Origin of the sequence: Microbacterium sp. Cr-K32, from assembly GCF_000708345.1 — a bacterium.
Classification (GTDB): Bacteria; Actinomycetota; Actinomycetes; order Actinomycetales; family Microbacteriaceae; genus Microbacterium; species Microbacterium maritypicum_A.
In genome coordinates, this window is sequence record NZ_JARD01000028.1 from 517,312 (window position 1) to 537,256 (window position 19,945).

Annotated in this window: 21 protein-coding genes and 1 riboswitch; of the genes, 12 read left to right on the plus strand and 9 right to left on the minus strand. The window is 69.4% G+C overall.

Annotated elements, in window-relative coordinates; all coding sequences use genetic code 11:
* Positions 1 to 27: 27 nt before the first annotated feature.
* The gene (locus GZ64_RS0116945) at positions 28 to 600 is read right to left on the minus strand and encodes a TetR/AcrR family transcriptional regulator (RefSeq protein ID WP_029267822.1); all 573 of its coding nucleotides are present in this window, start codon (positions 598 to 600) and stop codon (positions 28 to 30) included.
* Positions 601 to 665: 65 nt separating this feature from the next.
* On the opposite strand from GZ64_RS0116945, the gene GZ64_RS0116950 reads away from it, so the two are divergent.
* Positions 666 to 1,289 carry an NAD(P)H-dependent oxidoreductase gene (locus tag GZ64_RS0116950; protein ID WP_029267824.1) on the plus strand — a complete coding sequence of 208 codons (624 nt, stop codon included), beginning with the start codon at positions 666 to 668 and terminating at the stop codon, positions 1,287 to 1,289.
* Here GZ64_RS0116950 and rlmN read toward each other — a convergent pair.
* The gene (gene rlmN / locus GZ64_RS0116955; RefSeq protein WP_029267826.1) at positions 1,238 to 2,539 is read right to left on the minus strand and encodes a 23S rRNA (adenine(2503)-C(2))-methyltransferase RlmN; all 1,302 of its coding nucleotides are present in this window, start codon (positions 2,537 to 2,539) and stop codon (positions 1,238 to 1,240) included. The two genes, GZ64_RS0116950 and rlmN, sit on opposite strands and share 52 nt — an antisense overlap.
* Positions 2,540 to 2,610: 71 nt before the next feature.
* Between rlmN and GZ64_RS20330 the strand changes: the two genes are divergently transcribed.
* The 4 genes from GZ64_RS20330 (at position 2,611) to GZ64_RS0116975 (ending at position 5,385) form a co-directional block, all read left to right on the plus strand.
* Positions 2,611 to 3,171 (plus strand): ribosomal protein L7/L12, encoded by a 561-nt coding sequence (locus GZ64_RS20330; protein ID WP_029267828.1) that lies wholly within the window; start codon positions 2,611 to 2,613, stop codon positions 3,169 to 3,171.
* A gap of 62 nt (positions 3,172 to 3,233) precedes the next feature.
* Positions 3,234 to 3,872 carry a bifunctional 4-hydroxy-2-oxoglutarate aldolase/2-dehydro-3-deoxy-phosphogluconate aldolase gene (locus GZ64_RS0116965; RefSeq protein WP_029267830.1) on the plus strand — a complete coding sequence of 213 codons (639 nt, stop codon included), beginning with the start codon at positions 3,234 to 3,236 and terminating at the stop codon, positions 3,870 to 3,872.
* 179 nt (positions 3,873 to 4,051) lie between these two features.
* Positions 4,052 to 4,639 (plus strand): ankyrin repeat domain-containing protein, encoded by a 588-nt coding sequence (locus GZ64_RS0116970; RefSeq protein ID WP_231479921.1) that lies wholly within the window; start codon positions 4,052 to 4,054, stop codon positions 4,637 to 4,639.
* Positions 4,636 to 5,385, plus strand: coding sequence for a sulfite exporter TauE/SafE family protein (locus tag GZ64_RS0116975; protein WP_029267832.1), 750 nt, complete (start codon positions 4,636 to 4,638; stop codon positions 5,383 to 5,385). The genes GZ64_RS0116970 and GZ64_RS0116975 overlap by 4 nt, the downstream gene beginning before the upstream one ends.
* Before the next feature lie 44 nt (positions 5,386 to 5,429).
* Here GZ64_RS0116975 and GZ64_RS0116980 read toward each other — a convergent pair whose 3' ends face one another.
* Together GZ64_RS0116980 and GZ64_RS0116985 are read right to left on the minus strand one after the other, a co-directional pair.
* On the minus strand, positions 5,430 to 6,260 hold the full coding sequence (locus GZ64_RS0116980; protein WP_021198290.1) for an SDR family oxidoreductase: 831 nt from the start codon (positions 6,258 to 6,260) through the stop codon (positions 5,430 to 5,432).
* Positions 6,261 to 6,306: 46 nt separating this feature from the next.
* Entirely contained in the window at positions 6,307 to 7,065 is a 759-nt protein-coding gene (locus GZ64_RS0116985; RefSeq protein WP_021198289.1) for an SDR family NAD(P)-dependent oxidoreductase, read from the minus strand.
* Between the two features lie 169 nt (positions 7,066 to 7,234).
* On the opposite strand from GZ64_RS0116985, the gene GZ64_RS0116990 reads away from it, so the two are divergent.
* From GZ64_RS0116990 to GZ64_RS0117015, 6 genes are all read left to right on the plus strand, one after another.
* Positions 7,235 to 7,684 carry a hypothetical protein gene (locus GZ64_RS0116990; protein ID WP_029267834.1) on the plus strand — a complete coding sequence of 150 codons (450 nt, stop codon included), beginning with the start codon at positions 7,235 to 7,237 and terminating at the stop codon, positions 7,682 to 7,684.
* Positions 7,685 to 7,931: 247 nt separating this feature from the next.
* Positions 7,932 to 8,381 (plus strand): hypothetical protein, encoded by a 450-nt coding sequence (locus GZ64_RS0116995; RefSeq protein WP_136025507.1) that lies wholly within the window; start codon positions 7,932 to 7,934, stop codon positions 8,379 to 8,381.
* Positions 8,371 to 8,907, plus strand: coding sequence for a signal peptidase II (locus GZ64_RS0117000; RefSeq protein WP_036331674.1), 537 nt, complete (start codon positions 8,371 to 8,373; stop codon positions 8,905 to 8,907). Before GZ64_RS0116995 ends, GZ64_RS0117000 begins: the two co-directional genes overlap by 11 nt.
* Entirely contained in the window at positions 8,904 to 9,842 is a 939-nt protein-coding gene (locus GZ64_RS0117005; RefSeq protein ID WP_029267840.1) for a cytochrome c oxidase assembly protein, read from the plus strand. The genes GZ64_RS0117000 and GZ64_RS0117005 overlap by 4 nt, the downstream gene beginning before the upstream one ends.
* A gap of 65 nt (positions 9,843 to 9,907) precedes the next feature.
* Complete coding sequence (locus GZ64_RS0117010) at positions 9,908 to 10,633, plus strand: aminoglycoside 3'-phosphotransferase (protein WP_029267841.1); 726 nt, start codon at positions 9,908 to 9,910, stop codon at positions 10,631 to 10,633.
* The gene (locus GZ64_RS0117015; RefSeq protein ID WP_029267843.1) at positions 10,630 to 10,980 is read left to right on the plus strand and encodes a CHY zinc finger protein; all 351 of its coding nucleotides are present in this window, start codon (positions 10,630 to 10,632) and stop codon (positions 10,978 to 10,980) included. The genes GZ64_RS0117010 and GZ64_RS0117015 overlap by 4 nt, the downstream gene beginning before the upstream one ends.
* Before the next feature lie 6 nt (positions 10,981 to 10,986).
* Here GZ64_RS0117015 and GZ64_RS0117020 read toward each other — a convergent pair whose 3' ends face one another.
* The 3 genes from GZ64_RS0117020 to GZ64_RS0117030 all read right to left on the minus strand — a co-directional run bounded on the left by GZ64_RS0117020 (position 10,987) and on the right by GZ64_RS0117030 (position 13,885).
* The gene (locus GZ64_RS0117020) at positions 10,987 to 11,766 is read right to left on the minus strand and encodes an energy-coupling factor transporter transmembrane component T family protein (protein WP_029267845.1); all 780 of its coding nucleotides are present in this window, start codon (positions 11,764 to 11,766) and stop codon (positions 10,987 to 10,989) included.
* Complete coding sequence (locus tag GZ64_RS0117025; RefSeq protein WP_029267847.1) at positions 11,763 to 13,232, minus strand: ABC transporter ATP-binding protein; 1,470 nt, start codon at positions 13,230 to 13,232, stop codon at positions 11,763 to 11,765. The genes GZ64_RS0117020 and GZ64_RS0117025 overlap by 4 nt, the downstream gene beginning before the upstream one ends.
* Entirely contained in the window at positions 13,229 to 13,885 is a 657-nt protein-coding gene (locus GZ64_RS0117030) for an ECF transporter S component (protein WP_197020541.1), read from the minus strand. Before GZ64_RS0117030 ends, GZ64_RS0117025 begins: the two co-directional genes overlap by 4 nt.
* Positions 13,878 to 13,987, minus strand: a riboswitch (TPP riboswitch). (Overlaps the previous gene by 8 nt.)
* An 82-nt stretch (positions 13,988 to 14,069) precedes the next feature.
* On the opposite strand from GZ64_RS0117030, the gene GZ64_RS0117035 reads away from it, so the two are divergent.
* A complete protein-coding gene (locus GZ64_RS0117035; RefSeq protein WP_051668155.1) occupies positions 14,070 to 15,701 on the plus strand; it encodes a D-alanyl-D-alanine carboxypeptidase family protein in 1,632 nt (543 codons plus the stop codon).
* A gap of 117 nt (positions 15,702 to 15,818) precedes the next feature.
* On the opposite strand, the gene GZ64_RS0117040 is transcribed toward GZ64_RS0117035, so the two are convergent.
* Entirely contained in the window at positions 15,819 to 18,083 is a 2,265-nt protein-coding gene (locus tag GZ64_RS0117040; RefSeq protein ID WP_029267852.1) for an ABC transporter ATP-binding protein, read from the minus strand.
* Positions 18,080 to 19,807, minus strand: a complete 1,728-nt coding sequence (locus tag GZ64_RS0117045) for an ABC transporter ATP-binding protein (RefSeq protein ID WP_029258535.1) — start codon at positions 19,805 to 19,807, stop codon at positions 18,080 to 18,082. Before GZ64_RS0117045 ends, GZ64_RS0117040 begins: the two co-directional genes overlap by 4 nt.
* Positions 19,808 to 19,945: the final 138 nt, after the last annotated feature.

The window sequence follows — 19,945 nt, forward strand, 5'->3', positions numbered from 1 at the left end:
CAGGTTGGACGACGCAACCGTGACGGATCACTCCGCGGGAAGCAGCCGATCGAGGGCCGCGGCGTAGGCCGACAGTCCGTCCTCGAGCGTGAAGTGGCCTGCCGCAGCGAGCGTGCCGAGCCCGTGGATCAGTCCCCACAGCGCGACGACATCCGTCGGTCGATCGAGGCCGACTGCCGCCGCCCCCTCGGCGAGCACCGCCTCGAGCCCGTCGATCAACGGCGCCATGGTGGGAGTCGGGGATCCGGGCACGCAGACCGTCGGGTCGTAGACGGCGTCGAACGCGTGCGGGTGCTCGACGGCGAAGCGGATGTACGCCGAGCCCCCGTCGGCGAGCGCGGCCCGCGGGGTCGAGGCCTTCTCGGCAGCGGTGCTCACCTGGCCCAGGAGATCGGCCATGCTGCGCTCGGCGATCGCCTTGAGCAGTCCCAGGCGGTCGGAGAAGTGATGGTACGGGGCGTTGTGGCTGACGTTCGCAGCTCGCGCGACCTCGCGCAGGCTGATCTCCGCCGCGGGCATCCGCTCCAGCAGCTGCATGGCGGCGTCTTCCAGAGCACGGGCGAGATCGCCGTGGTGGTACCCGTCCTTGGAACTTGACATGAGCAACATCCTCTCCTATCTTGACAGTGTCCACCAGCTTGACACTGTCCAGATAGGAACCGGAAATGCCCGCTCTCGTGATCGACGGCCACCCCGACGCCCGCTCCCTGACCGCCGCTCTCGCCCAGCGCTACGCCGCAGGGCACGGCGACGCCCGTGTGCTCACCCTCCGCGACCTCGGCTTCGACCCGAACCTGCGCTTCGGCTACCGCGAGCGCATGACGCTCGAGCCCGACCTCGTCGAGGCGAAGCGCGCGCTGCAGGACGCCGACACGATCGTCATCGCGACGCCGCTGTGGTGGGGGTCGGTGCCCGCGCTGCTCAAGGGCTTCTTCGACCGCGCCCTGCTGCCGCAGCAGGAGTACCGCTACACGAAGCTCGGGCTCGTCGAGGGACTGCTGCCCGCGCGAAGGGGCAGGCTGCTGCTGCTCGCGGACACGCCCTGGTACTTCACACCCTTCACGGGGCTGCCCGCCCAGACCCACGTCGCCCGAGGCACGATGCGCTTCTGCGGGATCCGCTCGGTGCGCACCCATCGCATGCTCGGCGTGAAGGATGCGAGCGAGACCACGATCTCCCGGTGGCTCGACCGCGCCGAGCACCTCGGCGCCGTCGACGCCCGCCGTGCCGGCCGGCCTCAGGCCATCGCGGCGGAGGCGGCCTCATCCTCGGTCGTGGCGACCAGCTGACCGCAGGCGCCGTCGATCTCCTTGCCGCGGGTGTCGCGGAGAGTCGTCGGGATGCCGGCGTCGTTGAGCCTGCGCACGAACTCGTTCGTGACGTCTTTCTCCGACGCCGTCCAGATCGAGCCCGGCGTGGGATTCAGCGGGATCGGGTTCACGTGCACCCAGCCGCGTCCACGCTGGTTGAGCTTCTCCGCCAGCAGATCGGCACGCCAGGCGTGATCGTTCATGTCCTTGATCAGGGCGTACTCGATCGAGACGCGGCGACCGGTCTTGGCGTAATAGTCGTAGGCGGCATCGAGGGCCTCGTCGACCTTCCAGCGCGAATTCACCGGGATGAGCTCGTCACGCAGGTGGTCGTCGGGGGCGTGCAGCGACAGCGCGAAGGTCACCGGGATGTTCTCGTCGGCGAGCTTCTTGATCGCGGGCACCAGGCCCACCGTCGAGACCGTGATGCCGCGGGCGCTCATCCCGAGCCCGTCCGGCTGCGGAGCGACCATCGAGCGCACCGCATCCATCACGCGCTTGTAGTTGGCGAGCGGCTCGCCCATCCCCATGAAGACGATGTTCGAGACGCGCTCCATGCTGTGGTCGTCGGACTTCTTGCCGCCCAGACCGCCCTCGGCGATGAGCCGGTTGGCGCGCACGATCTGTTCGATGATCTCGGCGGTCGACATGTTGCGGGTCAGGCCCGCCTGGCCGGTCGCGCAGAACGGGCAGTTCATGCCGCAGCCGGCCTGGCTCGACACGCACAGCGTGATGCGGCCGGGGTAGCGCATGAGAACCGACTCGACCAGGGCGCCGTCGTGCAGGCGCCACAGGAACTTGATCGTGTCGCCGCGGTCGGTCTCGAGGCGGCGGACCTCGGTGAGCAGCGGCGGGAGCATCCCGGCGACGAGCTGCTCGCGGGTGTCGGCCGGGAGGTCGGTCATCTGCTCGGGGTCCGACGTGTAGTGACGGAAGTAGTGCGTCGACAGCTGCTTGGCACGGAAGCCGGGCAGGCCGAGCTCTTTCACCTTCTCGACGCGCTCGGCCGGCGTGAGGTCAGCCAGGTGCACCGGCGGCTTGCCGCGCTTGGGGCTCGCGAACTGCAGCAGTGGACGCCCCTCGGCGTCCTTCTGCTGGGTCCATCCCTCGGTGGCAGGGCGCACCTGTGGCTTCCTGGTCTCGCGCACCTTCCCCTGGGCGGGGCGTCCCTGCGGGGCGGACGCGGATGCTGCGGGGCGCGTCTCGCGCGTGCGGGGAGTCTCGGTCATACCCTCCAGGGTACGCGGTGGCGGATGGGAAGGCCCTGGGGCGCGGGCGGTGACCTCTCTAGACTGAGCCCATGGATGCCGTGCTGTGGATCATCGCGATCGTCGTCGGCCTGATCGTCGTCGTGGCGATCCTCGCCGTCGCGGTCCGCGGCATGCGCCCCAAGCTGCCAGAGACGCAGGTGTTCACCCCGTCGCTGACGACCGCGCGCACGGCTCCCGCTTCGTCGGCGTCGACGGCCGTCTCCGGTTTGACGCCGAGCGTGATCGCCGAGATCGACCGGCTCGTCGGGGCCGGGCAGAAGATCCACGCCATCAAGCTGTACCGCGACCACTCGGGCGTCGGCCTCAAGGAAGCGAAGGACCGCATCGACCACTGGTCGGTCAGCACCACGGCGCCGCACCTCGCCGCCGTGTCGAACGCCACGGCCACGCGCTCGTCGATCACCCCGATGGTCGCGACCCCTTCGTCCGTGCGTGCGTCGCTGCCGGCTTCGGTGGCCTCCGAGATCGACCGGATGGTCGCTGGGGGTTCCGCCATCGCCGCGATCAAGGCGCTCCGCGAGCACACGGGACTCGGACTCAAGGAATCGAAGGACCTGATCGAGGCCTGGCCGCAAACCCACGCGTCCTGAACAACTTGTCGTTACAGGCTGCGCCCGGGAGAATGGACGTGCCCGCCCGATGAAGGAGCCCCATGTCCGACCGTCTCGACCGCGCCCGCACGACCGGCATCCTCGCCGTCCTCCGCGCCCCCTCCCCTGAACTGGCCATCGAGGCCTCGGAGGCGATCATCCGCGGCGGTGTCACCGGCATCGAGGTGACCTTCTCCACTCCGGACGCTCCGGCGGTCATCCGCGAACTCATCGCCCGCCACGGCGACGCCGCCTACGTCGGCGCGGGCACTGTGACCACCGCTGCACAGGCCGAGCACGCAGCGGATGCCGGAGCCGAGTTCCTGGTCAGCCCCGGCACACTGCCGCACCTCACGCGCAGCATGCTCGACACGGGCCGCGTCGTGATGACCGGCGCGATGACGCCGACCGAGGTCATGGGCGCGCTCGAGCTTGGCGTCGACGTCGTGAAGATCTTCCCGGCATCGCTCGGCGGCCCGTCCTACCTCGGCGCCCTGCGCGGACCGTTCCCCGATGCCCCGCTCATGCCCACCGGCGGCGTGAACCCCGACAACCTGGCCGCCTGGTTCGCCGCTGGCGCGGTCGCGGTCGGCGCGGGCGGAGATTTGGCGAACGGAACCTCGATCGCGAACGGCGACTGGGCCGACATCGAGCAGCGCGCCGCGCGATTCGCCACGGCACTCACCGCCGCGCGGAGCTGACCGCCACACGGGACTGATCACCGCGCGAGGTTGATCACCCGATGTCCGGCATCATTTGGTATACCGGATGCATGCGTGCGCGAAGGATGTTGGCCGTCGGCGCCGTCACAGTTGCTCTGCTGACCGTGACGGCCTGCACAGCAGCGCCGCATCCTTCCCCGTCGACCCAGGAGGCTGCCATGACCGAAGCCACTCGCGATCTGCTCGCCGCCGCTGAGGACGGAGACGCGATCGCCGTGCAGACGGCGATCGACGAGGGCGCGGACATCGAGGCGCGCGGATCCGGCGGGATGACAGCCCTGGTGGCGGCGACCAAGGCGAACCACGTCGACGCGGCCCGGGTCCTGATCGAGGCGGGGGCGGACGTGAACGCCAAAGACGACATCCAGGACTCCGCCTACCTCTACGCGGGCGCCCGCGGCCACGATGACATCCTTCGACTGACGCTCGACAACGGCGCCGACCTCGCGAGCACCAACCGCTTCGGCGGCACGGCGCTGATCCCCGCCTCCGAACGCGGACACCTCTCGACCGTCGAGATCCTGCTCGAGGCCGGTGTCGACCCTGACCACATCAACAACCTGAACTGGACGGCGCTGCACGAGGCGATCGTGCTCGGCGACGGATCCTCGACCTACGTCGACGTGGTTCGTGCCCTCCTCGACGGCGGGGCCGACAGTGGCATCACGGACGGCGACGGCGTGCTCCCGGTCGACCTCGCGAAGGCCAGGGGCTACGACGCGATCGTCGCCGAGCTCGAACGGTGATCGCCCTCGACCCGTGGGCCTGGGCGGCGCTCGCGGTGGCGGCGGCGGTCATCGGCATCTCGAAGACCGCACTGCCGGGCGGGAGCATCCTGGCGATCGCGCTGTTCGCGGCCGTCCTGCCCGCCCGCACCTCGACCGCGGCGACCCTGCTGCTCCTGATGGTCGGCGACCTGTTCGCCCTGTTCGCCTACCGCCGGCACGCGCACTGGCCCACGCTGCTGCGGCTCGCCCCCGCGGTCATCGCGGGATTGCTGGTCGGATTCGCGTTCCTCGCACTCGCCGGCGATGGTGTGGTGCGCCGTGCGATCGGAGTGATCCTGCTGCTCATGATCGCCGTGACGCTGTGGCGCCGGTGGCGGCAGAGCAGAGCGGATACCGCGTCACCGCCCTCCAGCGGCATCCTGCTCGCAGGCGCCTACGGCACGCTCGGCGGCTTCACGACCATGGTCGCGAACGCCGGCGGGCCCGTCATGTCGATGTACTTCCTGGCCACCCGCACCCCGGTGCAGGTGTTCCTCGGTACCTCCGCGTGGTTCTTCGCCATCATCAATGTGATCAAGGTGCCGTTCCTCGCGGGCCTCGGGCTGTTCGAGCCAGCGGTACTGCTGATGGATGCCGTGCTCGCACCGCTCGTGGTGGTCGGCGCGCTCCTCGGGTTGCGGGTCGCCCGTCGCATGAATCAGCGTGTGTTCGACCGCATCGTGATCGCACTCACGATCGTCGGTGCGGTCTACCTGCTGATCTGACCCCATCTATCTGCTCCCGCTCTGTCTCCGGGGCCGCGGGAACCTCAGTCGAGGAAGATGTCGGGGAAGAGCGCGCTGTCGGGAGTGCCGGGGATCGCGGCATAGCCGGAGAAGTCGGTCACACCGTCGGCTTCGAGCACGTCCTCGACGATGAGCGTCTGACCGGTGTACGACGCCGCGGGCTTGAGCAGCACGGCATACGCGGCGTCCGCATAGATGTCGGGCGTGCGGCTCGCAGCCATGACCTTGTCACCACCGAGGAGGTTCTGCACGGCCGCCGTCGCGATCGTGGTGCGCGGCCACAGGGTGTTGGCGGCGATCCCGTCGCGTGCGAACTCGGCGGCGAGGCCGAGGGTCGCCATGGTCATGCCGAACTTCGCGAGCGTGTATCCGGTGTGCGCGCCCAACCACTTCGGGGTCGGGTTGAGGGGCGGCGACAGTGAGAGGATGTGCGGGTTCTCGGCATCCTTCAGGATCGGCACGGCGGCGCGCGAGAGCATGAACGTGCCGCGTACGTTGACGTCCTGCATCAGGTCGTACTTCTTGGCGTTCAGGTCGAGCGAGCGCGAGAGGTCGATGACGCTGGCGTTGTTGATCACGATGTCGATGCCGCCGAACTCGCCCTGCGTCTTCATGACCGCTTCGGTGATGTCGTCGTCGTCGCGCACGTCGCCGACGATCGGCAGAGCCTGGCCGCCGGCCGCGCGGATCTGCTCGGCCGCGGTGTGGATCGTGCCTTCGAGCTTCGGATGCGGGGTGTCGGTCTTCGCGAGCATCGCGATGTTCGCTCCGTCGGCAGCCGCCCTCAGCGCGATCGCGAGGCCGATGCCGCGGCTGCCGCCCGACATCAAGATGGTCTTGCCTGCAAGGGACATGGGTTCTCCTGTGTTCTCGATCGCGGGTTCTGAGGGGTGCCGCGGGTCAGCGCGGCGCCATGCGGATGGCACCGTCGAGACGGATGGTCTCGCCGTTGAGGTAGCCGTTCTCGACGATCTGCTGCACGAGAGCGGCGTACTCGTCGGGGCGTCCGAGGCGCGAAGGGAAAGGCACCTGCTGGCCGAGCGAGTCCTGGGCCGCCTGCGGAAGACCCATCAGCATCGGGGTCTCCATGATGCCCGGAGCGATCGTGCACACCCTGATGCCGTAGCGGGCGAGCTCGCGCGCCACCGGGAGGGTCATGGCGTGCACGCCGCCCTTGGATGCGGAGTAGGCGGGTTGGCCGATCTGACCGTCGAACGCGGCGACGCTCGCGGTGTTCACGATGACGCCGCGCTCCTCGTCGTGCAGCTCGTTCTTCGCGATCACGGCGGATGCCTGCGAGATGACGTTGAACGTGCCGACGAGGTTGATGCGGATCACGCGCTCGAAGTCGGCGAGCACAGCCGGGTTGCCTTCGCGGTCGAGCACCTTGGCGGGCGGCGCGATGCCGGCGCAGTTCACGACCACCCGCAGCGGAGCGGCGGACTGCGCGGCTGCGACGGCCGCCTGCACCTCATCCGCGTTCGTGACGTCGGCCGCGACGAACAGCCCACCGAGTTCGTCCGCGATCTCGGCACCCTTCGACGAGGCGAGGTCGATGATCGTGACGTGCGCTCCCGCGGCGACGAGCCGGCGCGCCGTGGCGAGTCCGAGACCCGAGGCTCCTCCGGTGACGAGTGCACCCTGTCCGCTGATCTGCATCTGATGTTCTCCTTCGAACGTCGTCGTGCGACATGCATTGATGGAACGCAGTCCCAGCCTACGTGGTTCTTGGTTTCACCACGAGCCGAGGTACGGCGTCGAGAGCGAGCCTACGACACCGCCTCGCGCGCGAAGGAACCCGATAACCGATGCGGGTAGGATCCGGAGAATGCGCCGCTCGCCCGGGATCCTCCGATCCGCGGGCACCGTCGCCCCGCCGGTGATAATGCGGCTCATTACCACGGCGAGCCTGGCGCTCCTGCTGCTCTTCGCCTTCGCCGTGACCACCCACGGGGCGCAGGACGAGAACGGCGCTGCCCCCTCCCTCACCGCCGCAGTCGTCAACGCGTTCGACCATGCGGCCGCAGCCGCCCAGGAGCAGGTCCTCACCGCCGCACCCGACAGCGGGACGAGCGCTCTCGTCGGAGCTGCGCTCTGCGCTCTGGGCGTGCTGTGCGGGCTCGCCGTGATGCTCCTGCGAACACGCGCAGCGCACCGCCGGGCACTGGTCATGCGACTCCGAGCCGGATCCGAGGCTCTGCGTCGATCGTCCGCATCTCCCCCGCGCCCACGCGCGACGACGCTCTCCCTCCTCCAGCTCGGCCTCTCCCGAACCTGATCCGCCGGCCGCACCCGCGCGACCGCATCGATCGCTCGCAACCCGGCCTCCCCCGCGGCATCCCCTCGATGTCCCTGTCGACCTCCTGTGTCGACGTCTCGCGTCGACATCTCGCGTCGACTCCGTGCGTCGACTCCAGGTGTCCACTCCGCGCGACCCCGACTCCTGAAGCCGTGCGTTGCGTGCGCGGCACCATCCGAGGCTCCGCCCTCTCGAACAATCTGCTCTCACCCCTCGAAGGAGACCCATGAAAAGCCCCGTGGACGACGCCGATCGGCGCGCTCCCCAACGCCCGAGTCCGCAGACGAACCCGATCGGCTGGACGATGCGGCGCGCGGTGGGCAGGACCGTCATGGGAGCGGTGCTCAGCGTCCTGATCCTGCTCGTCGGCGGGGAGTCGGCGGCCGCACACGTGCCCCACAGCATGCTCGGCCGCTCAGAGACGGATACGCCCGCGACGACTCAGACCCCCGCACCCGCACCCGCACCCACACCCACACCGACCAGCAGCACGACGCACGAGCAGCAGAACGGCGAGCGGAGGGTGCAGCGCGACGACCTCGGATTCCTGGGGACCGTCTTCCTCGTCTGGATCGGCTTCCTCCTCGCCCTCGGAGCGACCGGGGTGGTCTTGGCGGGGCGCGCGCGGCGGAGACGCGATCGGGCAGCGGAGACGGGACCGTTCGATGAAGCGTGAGAGCGTCCCGAAGTACGCCGTCGCCTTCGTGATCGCCGGCCTCGTCGTCCTGATCGACCAGAGCACCAAAGCGGCCGCGATCGCCGGGCTCAGCCAGACGGAACGGATACCCGTTCTGGGTGATGCGCTCGGCCTGCAGCTCGCCTACAACCCCGGGGCGGTGCTGTCGCTGGGCTCCGGGGCGACCTGGGTGCTGACCGTGGTCGGCGTGGGCGCCGTCGCCGCCCTGTTCGTCGCCGCGGTCCGCGCACGCACGACGTGGCGGGCCTGGGGGTTGGGTTTCATCCTCGGGGGCGCCATCGGGAACGTGCTGGACCGTCTGCTCGCTCCCCCCGGGTTCGGCATCGGCCATGTCACCGACTTCCTCGCGTACGGGAACTGGTTCATCGGGAACCTCGCCGACGTCGCGCTCGCGATCGGAGGCGTCGTCCTCGTCATCGGGGCCGGGGTCCGTCACCGTGCGCAGACACGGAACGCGGCACTCGGCGACCGGCCGGACGACGAACGAGAGGGCGCGAACGGATGAACAACTGGATGCCGGACGCGCCGCCGACCTTCGCCGACCTCGTGCTGCCCGCACCGGGCCCGTTCCCCCTCCTGCCCCTGGTCGCCGCCGTGCTGGCCATGGCGTACCTCGTCGGCGCGATCCGCCTCTGGCGGCAGCACCGCCGGTGGCCCGTCTGGCGCACGGTCGTGTTCCTCCTGGGCTGCCTCGCGCTCGCGGCCGTCACCGGTCTCGGGGTCGAGGCATACGGCTACGCGCTGATGTCGGTGTTCATGTTCCAGCAGCTCACGCTGATGATCGCGATCCCGCCCCTGCTGGTGCTCGGATCACCGGGCACCCTGCTCCTGCGTGCCACGCCCCACCCCGGGCTGGGTGCCGCCGCGCTGCGTGCCGCGCACGGCGGACTCCGCAGCCGCGTCGCCCGATGGATCCTGAGCCCGTGGATCGCCCTGCCGGTGTACCTGATCGCGTTCTACGGTCTGTATCTGGCCGGTCTCGCCGATCGCGTCCTCGCTGCTCCCGGCGGTCACATCGCCCTGGAGGTCGGGTTCCTCATCGTGGGCATCCTGTTCGCGATCCCGGTGCTGAGCTCCGATCCCCTCCCCGTGCGTCTCGGGCACGGCGGGCGGGCACTCGACGTCTTCGCCGAGGCCGCCCTGCACGCGTTCTTCGGGGTCTTCCTGATGATGGCGACGACGATGCTCGTCGACCACTTCGTCGCCCCGACCCTCGCCCTCGGGATGGATCCGCTCGAGGACCAGCGTCTGGCGGGCGGTCTGGCCTGGTCCTACGGCGAGGCGCCGACGCTGCTGATGCTCGTGTACGTGATGCATCGGTGGTTCCGTGACGACACGGCCCGCGCCGCCGCCGATGACCGCTACGCCGATGCGCACGGCACGACTGAGCTCGACGCCTACAACGCCTACCTCGAAGGCCTGCGCGACGAGAGCCGATGAACCGCACCCGTCGCTGTCACCCGTCGCCGTCGCCGTCACCCGTCGCCGTCGGGCAGGATGGACGGATGAGCATCCCCTCCGCCTCCCTCGACGTGCCGACGCGGGTGCGCGAGCTCGCCCGCGGTGCGGCGCTCGTGCCGGTCTGGCTCAACGGGATCGGCGGGCTGACCTTCCGCACCGACGACGGCCGGTACATCAAGTGGGGGCCCCTCGACGATGAGGCGAACATGCGCGACGAAGCCGAGCGCATGCGGTGGGCGCGCACTTGGATCGCGGTGCCCGAGGTGCTCGAACAGGGGCAGGGCGAGACACACGAGTGGCTCGTCACCGTCGCGCTCGACGCGAGCAGTGCCGTCGACCCGCGCTGGGCCGACCAGCCCGAGACCGCGGTGCGGGCGGTCGGCGCGGGCCTGCGGGCGCTGCACGACGCCCTGCCCGTGGCCGAATGCCCCTGGGAGTGGAGCACGCAGTGGCGGATCGCCAACGCCGCCGACCGCGGAACGATCGTGCCCGACGAGCTGCTCCAGACGCCGCCGATCGACCGACTGGTGGTGTGCCACGGCGATGCCTGCATGCCGAACACGCTTCTCGACGCCGCCGGCCGTCCCGCCGCGTTCGTCGATCTCGCAGCTCTCGGAGTCGCCGACCGCTGGGCCGACATCGCCGTGGCATCGATGAGCACGATGTGGAACTTCGGATCTGGCTGGGAGGACACGCTCATCGAGGCCTACGGGGTCGAGCCCGACCGCGAGCGCCTCGACTACTACCGGCGGCTCTGGAACGAGACATGAGCGTGGCGCCCCCACCCGCCGGTCGACCGCCGGTGTTCGGCCCGGTCGTCGACGACATGACCCGGTGCGTGCACTACCGGGGCCCGACGGACATCATCGCGATCCGCTTCGCCTGCTGTGGCGATCACTACCCGTGCCACCGCTGCCACGAGGAGTCGGCGGGGCATCCGGCGCAGCAGTGGGCGCCGGATCAGCACGACACCGCGGCGATCCTCTGCGGCGCGTGCGGGCACGAACTCACGATCACCGAGTACTTCGCGGTGACGGGCTGCCCTCGCTGCACCGCCCCGTTCAACGAGCGCTGTGCTCTGCACCGGGAGCACTACTTCCAGCCGCGTTCGAGCTAGCCGACCCTAGCTCCACACAAACCGGAAGGTCCCGACGAGGACGGCGGCGGCAAGGGCGAGGGCCATGATCGCGATGCCGCCGATCAGCGCCACCGCATCGCGCGGGTGCAACCGCGACGGTCGCGACCAGGTGCGGGGGATGCCGGAGCCGAAGCCGCGCGCCTCCATCGCGAGTGCCAGCGTGGACCCGCGCCGCACCGCGAACACGAGCAGCACGAAGGCCATCGAGAAGAATCGTCGCAGCACACCCCGATCCCCCACGCCCCGTGCACGACGGGCCAGGCGCATGGTGCGCCAGTCGTCGAGGAACAGGCCCAGCATCCGGGTGCCGGCGAGGATGCCGAGCACGAAGCGACTCGGGAGCTTCGCGACCTGGGCCAGCGCATCGGCGAGCTCTGTGGGGTCGGTGCCGCCGAAGAGCAGGATCGTCGGCAGTCCGAGCGCGATCACGCGCAGGCTCACCGCGATCGCGAGCGTGATCGAATCCTCGCTGATCGTGGCGAATCCGAAGGTCCAGTAGATCCGCCCTGCGGGTTCGGCGTAGAGCAGCATGCTCACGCCGGCGATCGGTGCGAAGATCGCGATCGGCAGCAGGCGCTTCAGCACCGTCGACAGCCGCAGTCCGGTCAACGGCAGGCAGAGCAGCTGCAGGACGATCGCGGCCAGCGCGCTCGTGACGTCGATCGACGCGAACAGCGGCACCGACAGCAGCACCGCGAGCACCAGCTTCGTCACCGGGTTCACACCGTCGAGCCATACCGTCCGTGCGGTCTCGACCGCCGTCACGATGTCGCCTCCCCTTCGCGTCCCAGTTCGATGCGATGCCCGCCCAGGTGTCGGATCACGGCGTCGTCGTGCGTGACCGCGACGATCGACCGACCACGCGCGATCTCCTCCTGCAGGAGCGCGACGAGCGAGATCCATCCACGCCGGTCCTGCCCGAAGGTCGGCTCGTCGAGCACGATCACCTCGGGTGCTCCCGCCAGCACGGTCGCGACGGACAGTCGACGCTTCTGCCCGCCGGAGAGCGTGAACGGGTTGGCGAGCGCGAGAGATGCGAGTCCGAGGCGCTCGAGCAGCTCCTCGACGACGCCGTCCGTCTTCCCACGGTCCCACCCGAGGGCGCGCGGGCCGACGGCGAGCTCGTCGCGCAGCGTCTGCGTGAGGAACTGATGCTCCGGCTCCTGGAAGACCATGCCGATACGGGTGAGCAGCTCCCGCGAGGACCAGCGGATCGGGCGGGGGCCCTTGCGCCCCGCCAGCTCGGGTGCCGAACGCACTTCGCCGGCCTGCTCCGGGATGAGGCCGGCGAGGGTGAGTGCGAGCGTCGACTTGCCCGCGCCGTTCGGCCCGGTGATCACGGTCGCGTTCGCACGCGGCACGCGCAGGTCGAGCCCCGACTGCACGACGACGCCCGCCTCTCTCGCGATCGAGAGCGCGGAGGCCGTGAGGGCATCGGAGGCGGGAACCTGTTCGAGCATCGGAAGGTCGATGCCGCGGTCGGGCACCCACACCCCCGCATCGGCGAGCACGTCGCCGTGGGCCGCGAACACCTGCGCGGGCGCACCGTCGGCGAGGAGTCCTCCGTCGGCCGCCAGCACGATCACGCGCGTCATCAGATCGATCCAGATCGGGGTGCGGTGCTCGACGACCACGAGCGTCGCGCCGGTCGTCTCGACGGCGCGCTCGACACTCGCCCGCACCTCCCGCACCCCGTCCGGGTCGAGGTTCGCGGTGGGCTCGTCGAGCAGCAGCAGACCCGGTCGCATCGCGAGCACACCGGCCAGCACCAGCCGCTGCTTCTGCCCGCCGGAGAGCGCCTTCGTGGGGCGTCGCAGCGGAACATCGAGGCCGACGGCGTCGAGCGCCTCGGCGACGCGCCCCGGGATCTCGGACGCCGCGACGCCCAGGTTCTCGCAGCCGAACGCGACGTCGTCGCCGACCTTCGACAGCACGATGCCGGCGTCCGGGTCCTGCAGGACGAGTCCGACCTGACCATGCCGTGACTCGGGGGGCGCACCGTCGATGCGCAACGAACCCGTCCGTTCCCCCTCGTCGTCATCGCCGAGGACCCCGGCGAGACCGGCGAGCAGCGTCGACTTCCCTGCACCCGAGGCGCCGAGCAGGAGCACCCGCTCCCCCGGTTCGATCGTGAAGGAGACGTCCGCGACGGCGGGACGCTTTCGACCGGCGTACCGCCAGCCCCAGCCCGCAGCCTGCACGCGGGCCGGGGAGGCGAGGGTCACGCTCAGACCTCGCGCACGTGCTCTCGCCCGACGGCGAAGCGGTTGAGGGCGCCGGTGACGGCGAGGGCACGCACGAGCAGCCAACCGACCACGCCGGCCAGGATCGCCCCGGAGACGACCACGCTGATCAGATAGATCGTGTTGAACTCGACCGACTTCAGGATGTTCGGCGAGCTGCCGTAGAACAGCTCGAACACCCAGGCGGCCACGGCGGCTCCGACGCCGGCGAGCGCAGCGACTGCGATCCCGAAACGACGGTAGAAGAACAGGGCGAAGATGAGCTCTGCACCGAGGCCCTGCACGATGCCCGACAACACGGTCGAGACACCCCACACGTTGCCGATCAGCATCGACACGATCGCGGCGACCAGTTCGACCACGAGCGCGGCCCCCGGCTTGCGGATCACGAGACCGCCGACGACACCGCCGAGCAGCCAGATGCCCACGGCGATGCCACCGAGGCCCGGTGTCAGGGCGTCGGCCGCGCCGAACCAGGCGTATCCGATGGTGTTCCATCCCCAGAACACGAGACCGATCGCGACGCCGAGGACAGCGGCGACGACGATGTCGACGACGCGCCAGCGCCAGATCGATGGGCGGTGCAGCCCGTTCGCATCGGCGGATGCCTGCTGTGCGGATGTGGACGTAGGCGTACTCATCTGAACTCCTCCCTGCGCTGGCATGACCCAGATCAGGTTCGACGGTCGAAGCGCGATTCGCTCCCTCTCAGCCCGGCTCGCCGGACTCCCGTGGTTGTGCTGAAGATCCTACCCGCTGGCGACACCCGCGTGGCGACAGGGCTGTGCGCCGCGGAACCCGCCCGGGATTGGGTACCGTGAACGAGTGACCGCAACAGATCCCGCCGACGAGGCGACGGGCGTCGTCCGTGACGACGGCCCCGCGACCACCGCCCCCTCCGGCCCCGTCGATGCCGCGTCGGGCGGTTCGGTGCTCACGGCCGAGCAGACGTCAACCCGCGCGCTCGCACCGGAATCGGTGGTCGCCCCGGAACCGGCCACGCCCGCTCTGACGAAACCGCCATTCGTTCCGCGTGAGACTGCCGCGGGAGACGCCGACGATCCCCTCGCCGCGCTCGACGCGACCACCCCCCAGTGGGCGGACGAGACCACCACCGCCACCGCTCTGACCTGGGTGGACCCCGCGACGGTGGCCGACCACACCGCCACCGCGACTCTCGACGAGACGTCGGAAGCCGAGCGGACGAACGGTCTGCTCCGCGGTGCACGCCTGCGCCCGGCCATCGCCCGTCCCGGCATCCTCGTTCCACTGGCCACGCTCGTGGGCCTCGTCGCCGCGTATGCCGGCACCACGCTGCTCTGGCCGCTGCACGAGGTACCTCCGACAGTGCAGTCCGTCGAGTTCGCGACGACGCCCGCTGCCGCAGCCACCGTCACCTGGCCCACCGAGGGCGCGGGCGCCGTCGGCATCTCCGGCATGACCACTGCGGCCTCGATCCCCGATGCGGTGAGCATCGCGAGCATCACTAAGGTCGTGAGCAGCCTGATGGTGCTCGACCGTATGCCGCTGGCGGTGGGCGAACAGGGGCCCGAGTTCTCGTTCACCCGGGCCGACAGCGTGAAGTACTGGGACTACCGGCGCAGCGACCAGTCCGCACTCGATGTGCCGATCGGCGGGGTGCTGACCGAATATCAACTCCTGCAGGGCACGCTGATGGGATCGGCGAACAACTACATCGACCGGCTCGCGAGCGAGATCTGGGGGTCCGATCGCGAATTCGCCCGGGCCGCCGAGGTGTGGCTGCGCGAACGAGGCCTCACCGGCATCACCGTGGTGACGCCGTCCGGCTTCGACGAGCGCAATGTGGCCACCCCCGAGGCGCTGGTCACCCTCGGCGAGCGTGCCATGCAGAACCCGGTGTTCGCCGAGATCGTCGGCACCAAGTCGGTGGACCTCCCGGGCGCCGGCACCGTCGTCAACACGAACGGGATGCTCGACGATCCCGGTGTCGTCGGCGTCAAGACCGGCACGCTCGTCGGCTGGAACCTGCTCACCGCGAAGGACGTCGTCATCGGCGACACGACCGTGCACCTCTTCGCCGCGGCGCTGAACCAGGCCGGCAACGATGAGCGACTCGCTCTCACCCGCTCCCTGTTCGCGGAGGCGGAAGCGGCGCTGGAGGCGCAGCCGCCCGCCGTCGCGAAGGACACCGTGGTCGGTCAGGTCACGACCCCCTGGGGGGAGGAGGTCGACGTCATCACCGAGACCGATGCCGATGTGGTGCTGTGGAACGGGGCGACCGCCACCGCGGCGACGGCCTTCGATCTCGGCGAAGACCGTGAACAGGACGACGCCGTGGGCACGCTGACGACGACCGGTCCGCTCAACACCGTCACCACGCCTCTGGTGCTGGCCGAGGATGTGGAGGGGCCGAGCCCGTGGTGGCGTCTGACCCACCCGCTCGAGCTGCTCGGAATCAGGGCCGACCGCTCCTGACACCTCGTCACGCGCGCTGTGCCGGTGCCCGCGACGACGCGATCCGCGTACGACGACGCCCCACCCCGCGTGAGCGGAGTGGGGCGTCGTCGTGGGGATGCCGGAGGGCGGGAACGCTCAGGAACGGTGGCTCGAACCGTCGGCCCCGTCTTCCAGCAGGGCCTGGGCTGCCGCCGTCTCGGCAGCGGGCAGCTGAGCACCGATCGAGGCTCCGGCAACGGCGGCCGCAGCCTCCTCTCCTGCACCTTCGGCATCGCTCGCATCGCCCGAGACGACGACGGGCGTCGTGCCGGTGAGGGCGTCTTCGGCGTCGATGTCGGTCGCCGCCTGCTCGAACTGCGACTGGTACAGACGCCAGTAGGCGCCCCGCGCGGCGATGAGCTCGTCGTGCGTCCCCTTCTCCACGATGTCACCGTGCTCCATCACCAGGATGAGGTCGGCGTCGCGGATGGTCGACAGTCGGTGCGCGATCACGAACGACGTGCGTCCTTCACGAAGCGCGGCCATCGCGTGCTGCAGCAGCAGTTCGGTGCGGGTGTCGACGGCCGACGTGGCCTCATCGAGGATGAGGATCGACGGCTGAGCGACGAATGCCCGCGCGATGGTGATGAGCTGACGCTCGCCTGCCGACACGTTCGCGGCATCCTCGTCGAGCACCGTGTCGTAGCCCTCGGGGAGGGCGTGCACGAAGCGATCGACATAGGTCGCCTTGGCGGCGGCGAGAACCTCGTCATCGGTCGCGGTGGAGCGCCCGTAGCGGATGTTCTCGCGGATACTGCCGGCGAACAGCCACGGATCCTGGAGCACCATGCCGGTGCGCGACCGCAGTTCGTCGCGGGTCACCTCGGCGATGTCCTGGCCGTCGAGCATGATGCGCCCGCCGCTGAGCTCGTAGAAGCGCATGATCAGGTTGACCAAGGTCGTCTTTCCCGCACCGGTCGGACCGACGATGGCGACGGTCTGCCCCGGCTCCACCCGGAATGACAGGTCGCGGATGAGCGGACGCTCGGGTGTGTACGAGAACGCGACGTTCTCGAACTCTATGACGCCCTTGCCCTCCACCAGCTCGGGGGCATCGGCGTCGTCCGCCTCCTGCTCCTCGGCGTCGAGCAGTTCGAAGACCCGCTCGGCGGAGGCCGTGCCGGACTGCACGACCGCGGCCATGCCACCCAGCTCGGACAGGGGCTGCGTGAACTGCTGCGAGTACTGGATGAACGCCTGCACGTCGCCGAGACGGAGCTGGCCGTTCGCGACCATCAGACCCCCGAGCACCGCGATGCCCACGTAGCTGAGGTTTCCGACGAACATCATCGCCGGCATGATGATGCCGGAGAGGAACTGTGCCTTGAAGCTCGCCTGGAACAGCTCTTCGTTCTCGACCTGGAACTTGTCCAGCGCATCCTTCTCCCGGCCGAAGACCTTCACGAGCGCGTGGCCGGAGAATGCCTCCTCGACGCGGGCGTTCAGGCGACCGACCTTGCGCCACTGGGTGCCGAAGGCCTTCTGCGAGCGCGGTCCGATGATGCCGAAGATGACGCCCATGAGCGGCAGCGTGATGAGGGCGACGAGCGCGAGCTGCCACGAGATCGAGAACATCATCACGAGCACGCCGATCACGGTGAGCACCGAAGTGAGTGCTCCCGAGAGCGACTGCTGCATCGTCTGTGTGATGTTGTCGATGTCGTTCGTAACGCGCGAGATCAGCTCGCCGCGCTGCACCTTGTCGAAGTACGCCAGCGGCAGGCGGTTGATCTTCGCCTCGACCGACTCGCGCAGCCGCCACATGGTGCGGACCATGATCACGTTGATGACGTAGCCCTGGATCCAGGTGAGGAAGGCCGCGGCCACGTAGATGCCGAGCACCGCGGCGATGACGAGACGCAGCGCGTCGAAGTCGATGCCCTGGCCGACCGTGAAGTCGCCCAGCGCGCCGACCTGGTTCGCGAAGTCGTCCTGCCCACCGGCCCGCAGCGCCTCGACGACGACATCCTGCGACGTCCCGGCCGGGAAGCCGGGGAACCCGTCGGTCGGCTGTCCGAGCTGGATGGAGATGAAGCCCTTGTAGACGAGGTTGGTGGCCTCGGCGAGCACCTTGGGCGCCGCGACCGTCAGGACCACGCCGATCGCACCCAGGATCGACACGAAGACGAACCAGATGGCCGACGGCTTGAGCAGCCCGATCATGCGCGCGAAACTCGGACCGAAGTTGTCGGCCTTGCCCGGCGCGACGCTGTCCCAGTCGCCGGAGTTCTGACGTGCCTGCTCGGCGAGCTCGGCCTCGTACTTCTCCTCGGCGCTCAGCTCGACCTCGGCGACGGGCGCTGCCGCCTTGCCGCGGCCGCGTCTGGCCGTGCGCTTCTCGTTGTTGTCCTGCGCGCTCATGCGTCCACCCCCAGCTGCGACTCGACGATCTCTCGGTAGGTGTCGCTCGTCTCGAGCAGTTCCTCGTGCGTGCCGACGCCGACCATGGTTCCGCCGTCGAGGACGACGATGCGGTCCGCGTCCGTGATGGTGGAGATGCGCTGGGCGACCACGATCTTCGTCACGTGCGGGAGCTCCCGCCACAACGCCTGCCGCAATCGCGCGTCCGTCGTGAGGTCGAGGGCCGAGAACGAGTCGTCGAAGACCAGGATCTGCGGCTGGTGCACGATCGCGCGGGCGATCGCGAGTCGCTGACGCTGACCACCCGAGACGTTCGTGCCGCCCTGGGCGATGCGGGAGTCGAGACCATCGGGCATCTCCTCGACGAAGTCGCGACCCTGTGCGATGTCGAGCGCGTGCCACAGCTCTTCGTCGGTGGCCTCTTCCCGGCCGTAGCGCAGGTTCGACGCGACGGTGCCGGTGAAGAGGAACGGACGCTGCGGCACCAGGCCGATGCTGTCCCACAGCGACTCGACGTCGGCCTCGCGCACATCGGTGCCGCCGACGTGCACGGAACCGCCCGAGACGTCGAACAGGCGCGGGATGAGCGACACGAGGGTCGTCTTGCCCGAGCCGGTGGATCCGACGATCGCGACGGTCTCACCCGGCTGCGCGGCGAAGCTGATGCCGGTGAGCACGGGGGAATCGGCGCCGGGGTAGGTGAACTCGACGTCGTCGAGCGCCACGGATCCGGGGACCGGGAACTCGGTGACGCCGTTCTCGGGGCGGACCAGCGTGGACTCGGAGTCGAGAACCTCGCCGATGCGCTCGGCAGACACCGCGGCGCGCGGGATCATCATCGCCATGAAGCTCGCCATGATGACGCCGCCCATGATCTGGCCGATGTACTGCATGAAGGCGAACAGTGTGCCCACCTGCACCGTGCCGTTGTTGACCTCGATGCCGCCGAACCAGATGACCGAGACGACCGTGACGTTCAGGATGAGCATGAACAGCGGGAACAGCAGCACGAAGAGCGAGCCCACCTTGCGGCCGACGACCATGATGTCGGTGTTGGCGCCGCGGAAGCGGTCCTCCTCGATGCGCTCGCGCACGAATGCCCGCACGACGCGAACGCCGGTGAGCTGTTCGCGCATGATGCGGTTGACGTTGTCGAGCTTGCCCTGGTAGCTGCGGAACAACGGGACCATGCGCCCGATCACGAGGGCGGCCAGGATCAGCAGCAGCGGCACAGACACGGCGATGAGCCAGCTGAGGCCGACGTTCGTCTGCACGGCGAAGATGATGCCGCCGATCGCGAGGAGCGGCGCCGTGACGAGCATGGTCGCGCCCATCATCGCCAGCATCTGCACCTGCTGCACATCGTTCGTGTTGCGGGTGATGAGCGAGCCGGCGCCGAACTGCGAGACCTCACGCTCGGAGAAGCCGCTGACCTTGCCGAAGACGTCGGCGCGGATGTCGCGGCCGGCGCCCATCGCTGCGCGCGCGGCGAAGTACGTCGCGGTGACCGAGGCGATGATCTGCCCCAGCGAGACCGCGAGCATGAACAGACCGGTGCTCCAGATGTAGCCGGTGTCACCGCGGGCGACGCCCTTGTCGATGATGTCGGCGTTCAGTCGCGGGAGGTAGAGGGTCGCTGCGACGCTGGCGAGCTGGAAGACCAGCACCGCGAGCAGCAACCATCGGTATCGGGAGAGATAGCGGAGGAGGATTTTTCCCAGCACAGGCGGACTTTCTAGGAAGGATGGAGCGGCGGATTTCTCGGCAGACGGATGCCGACCGACAATCGGCCACAAGACAGAGTGCCACGATCCGCGGACATTCGTATCCCCCTCATGGGGGACCTTCGCTCACAGCGAACC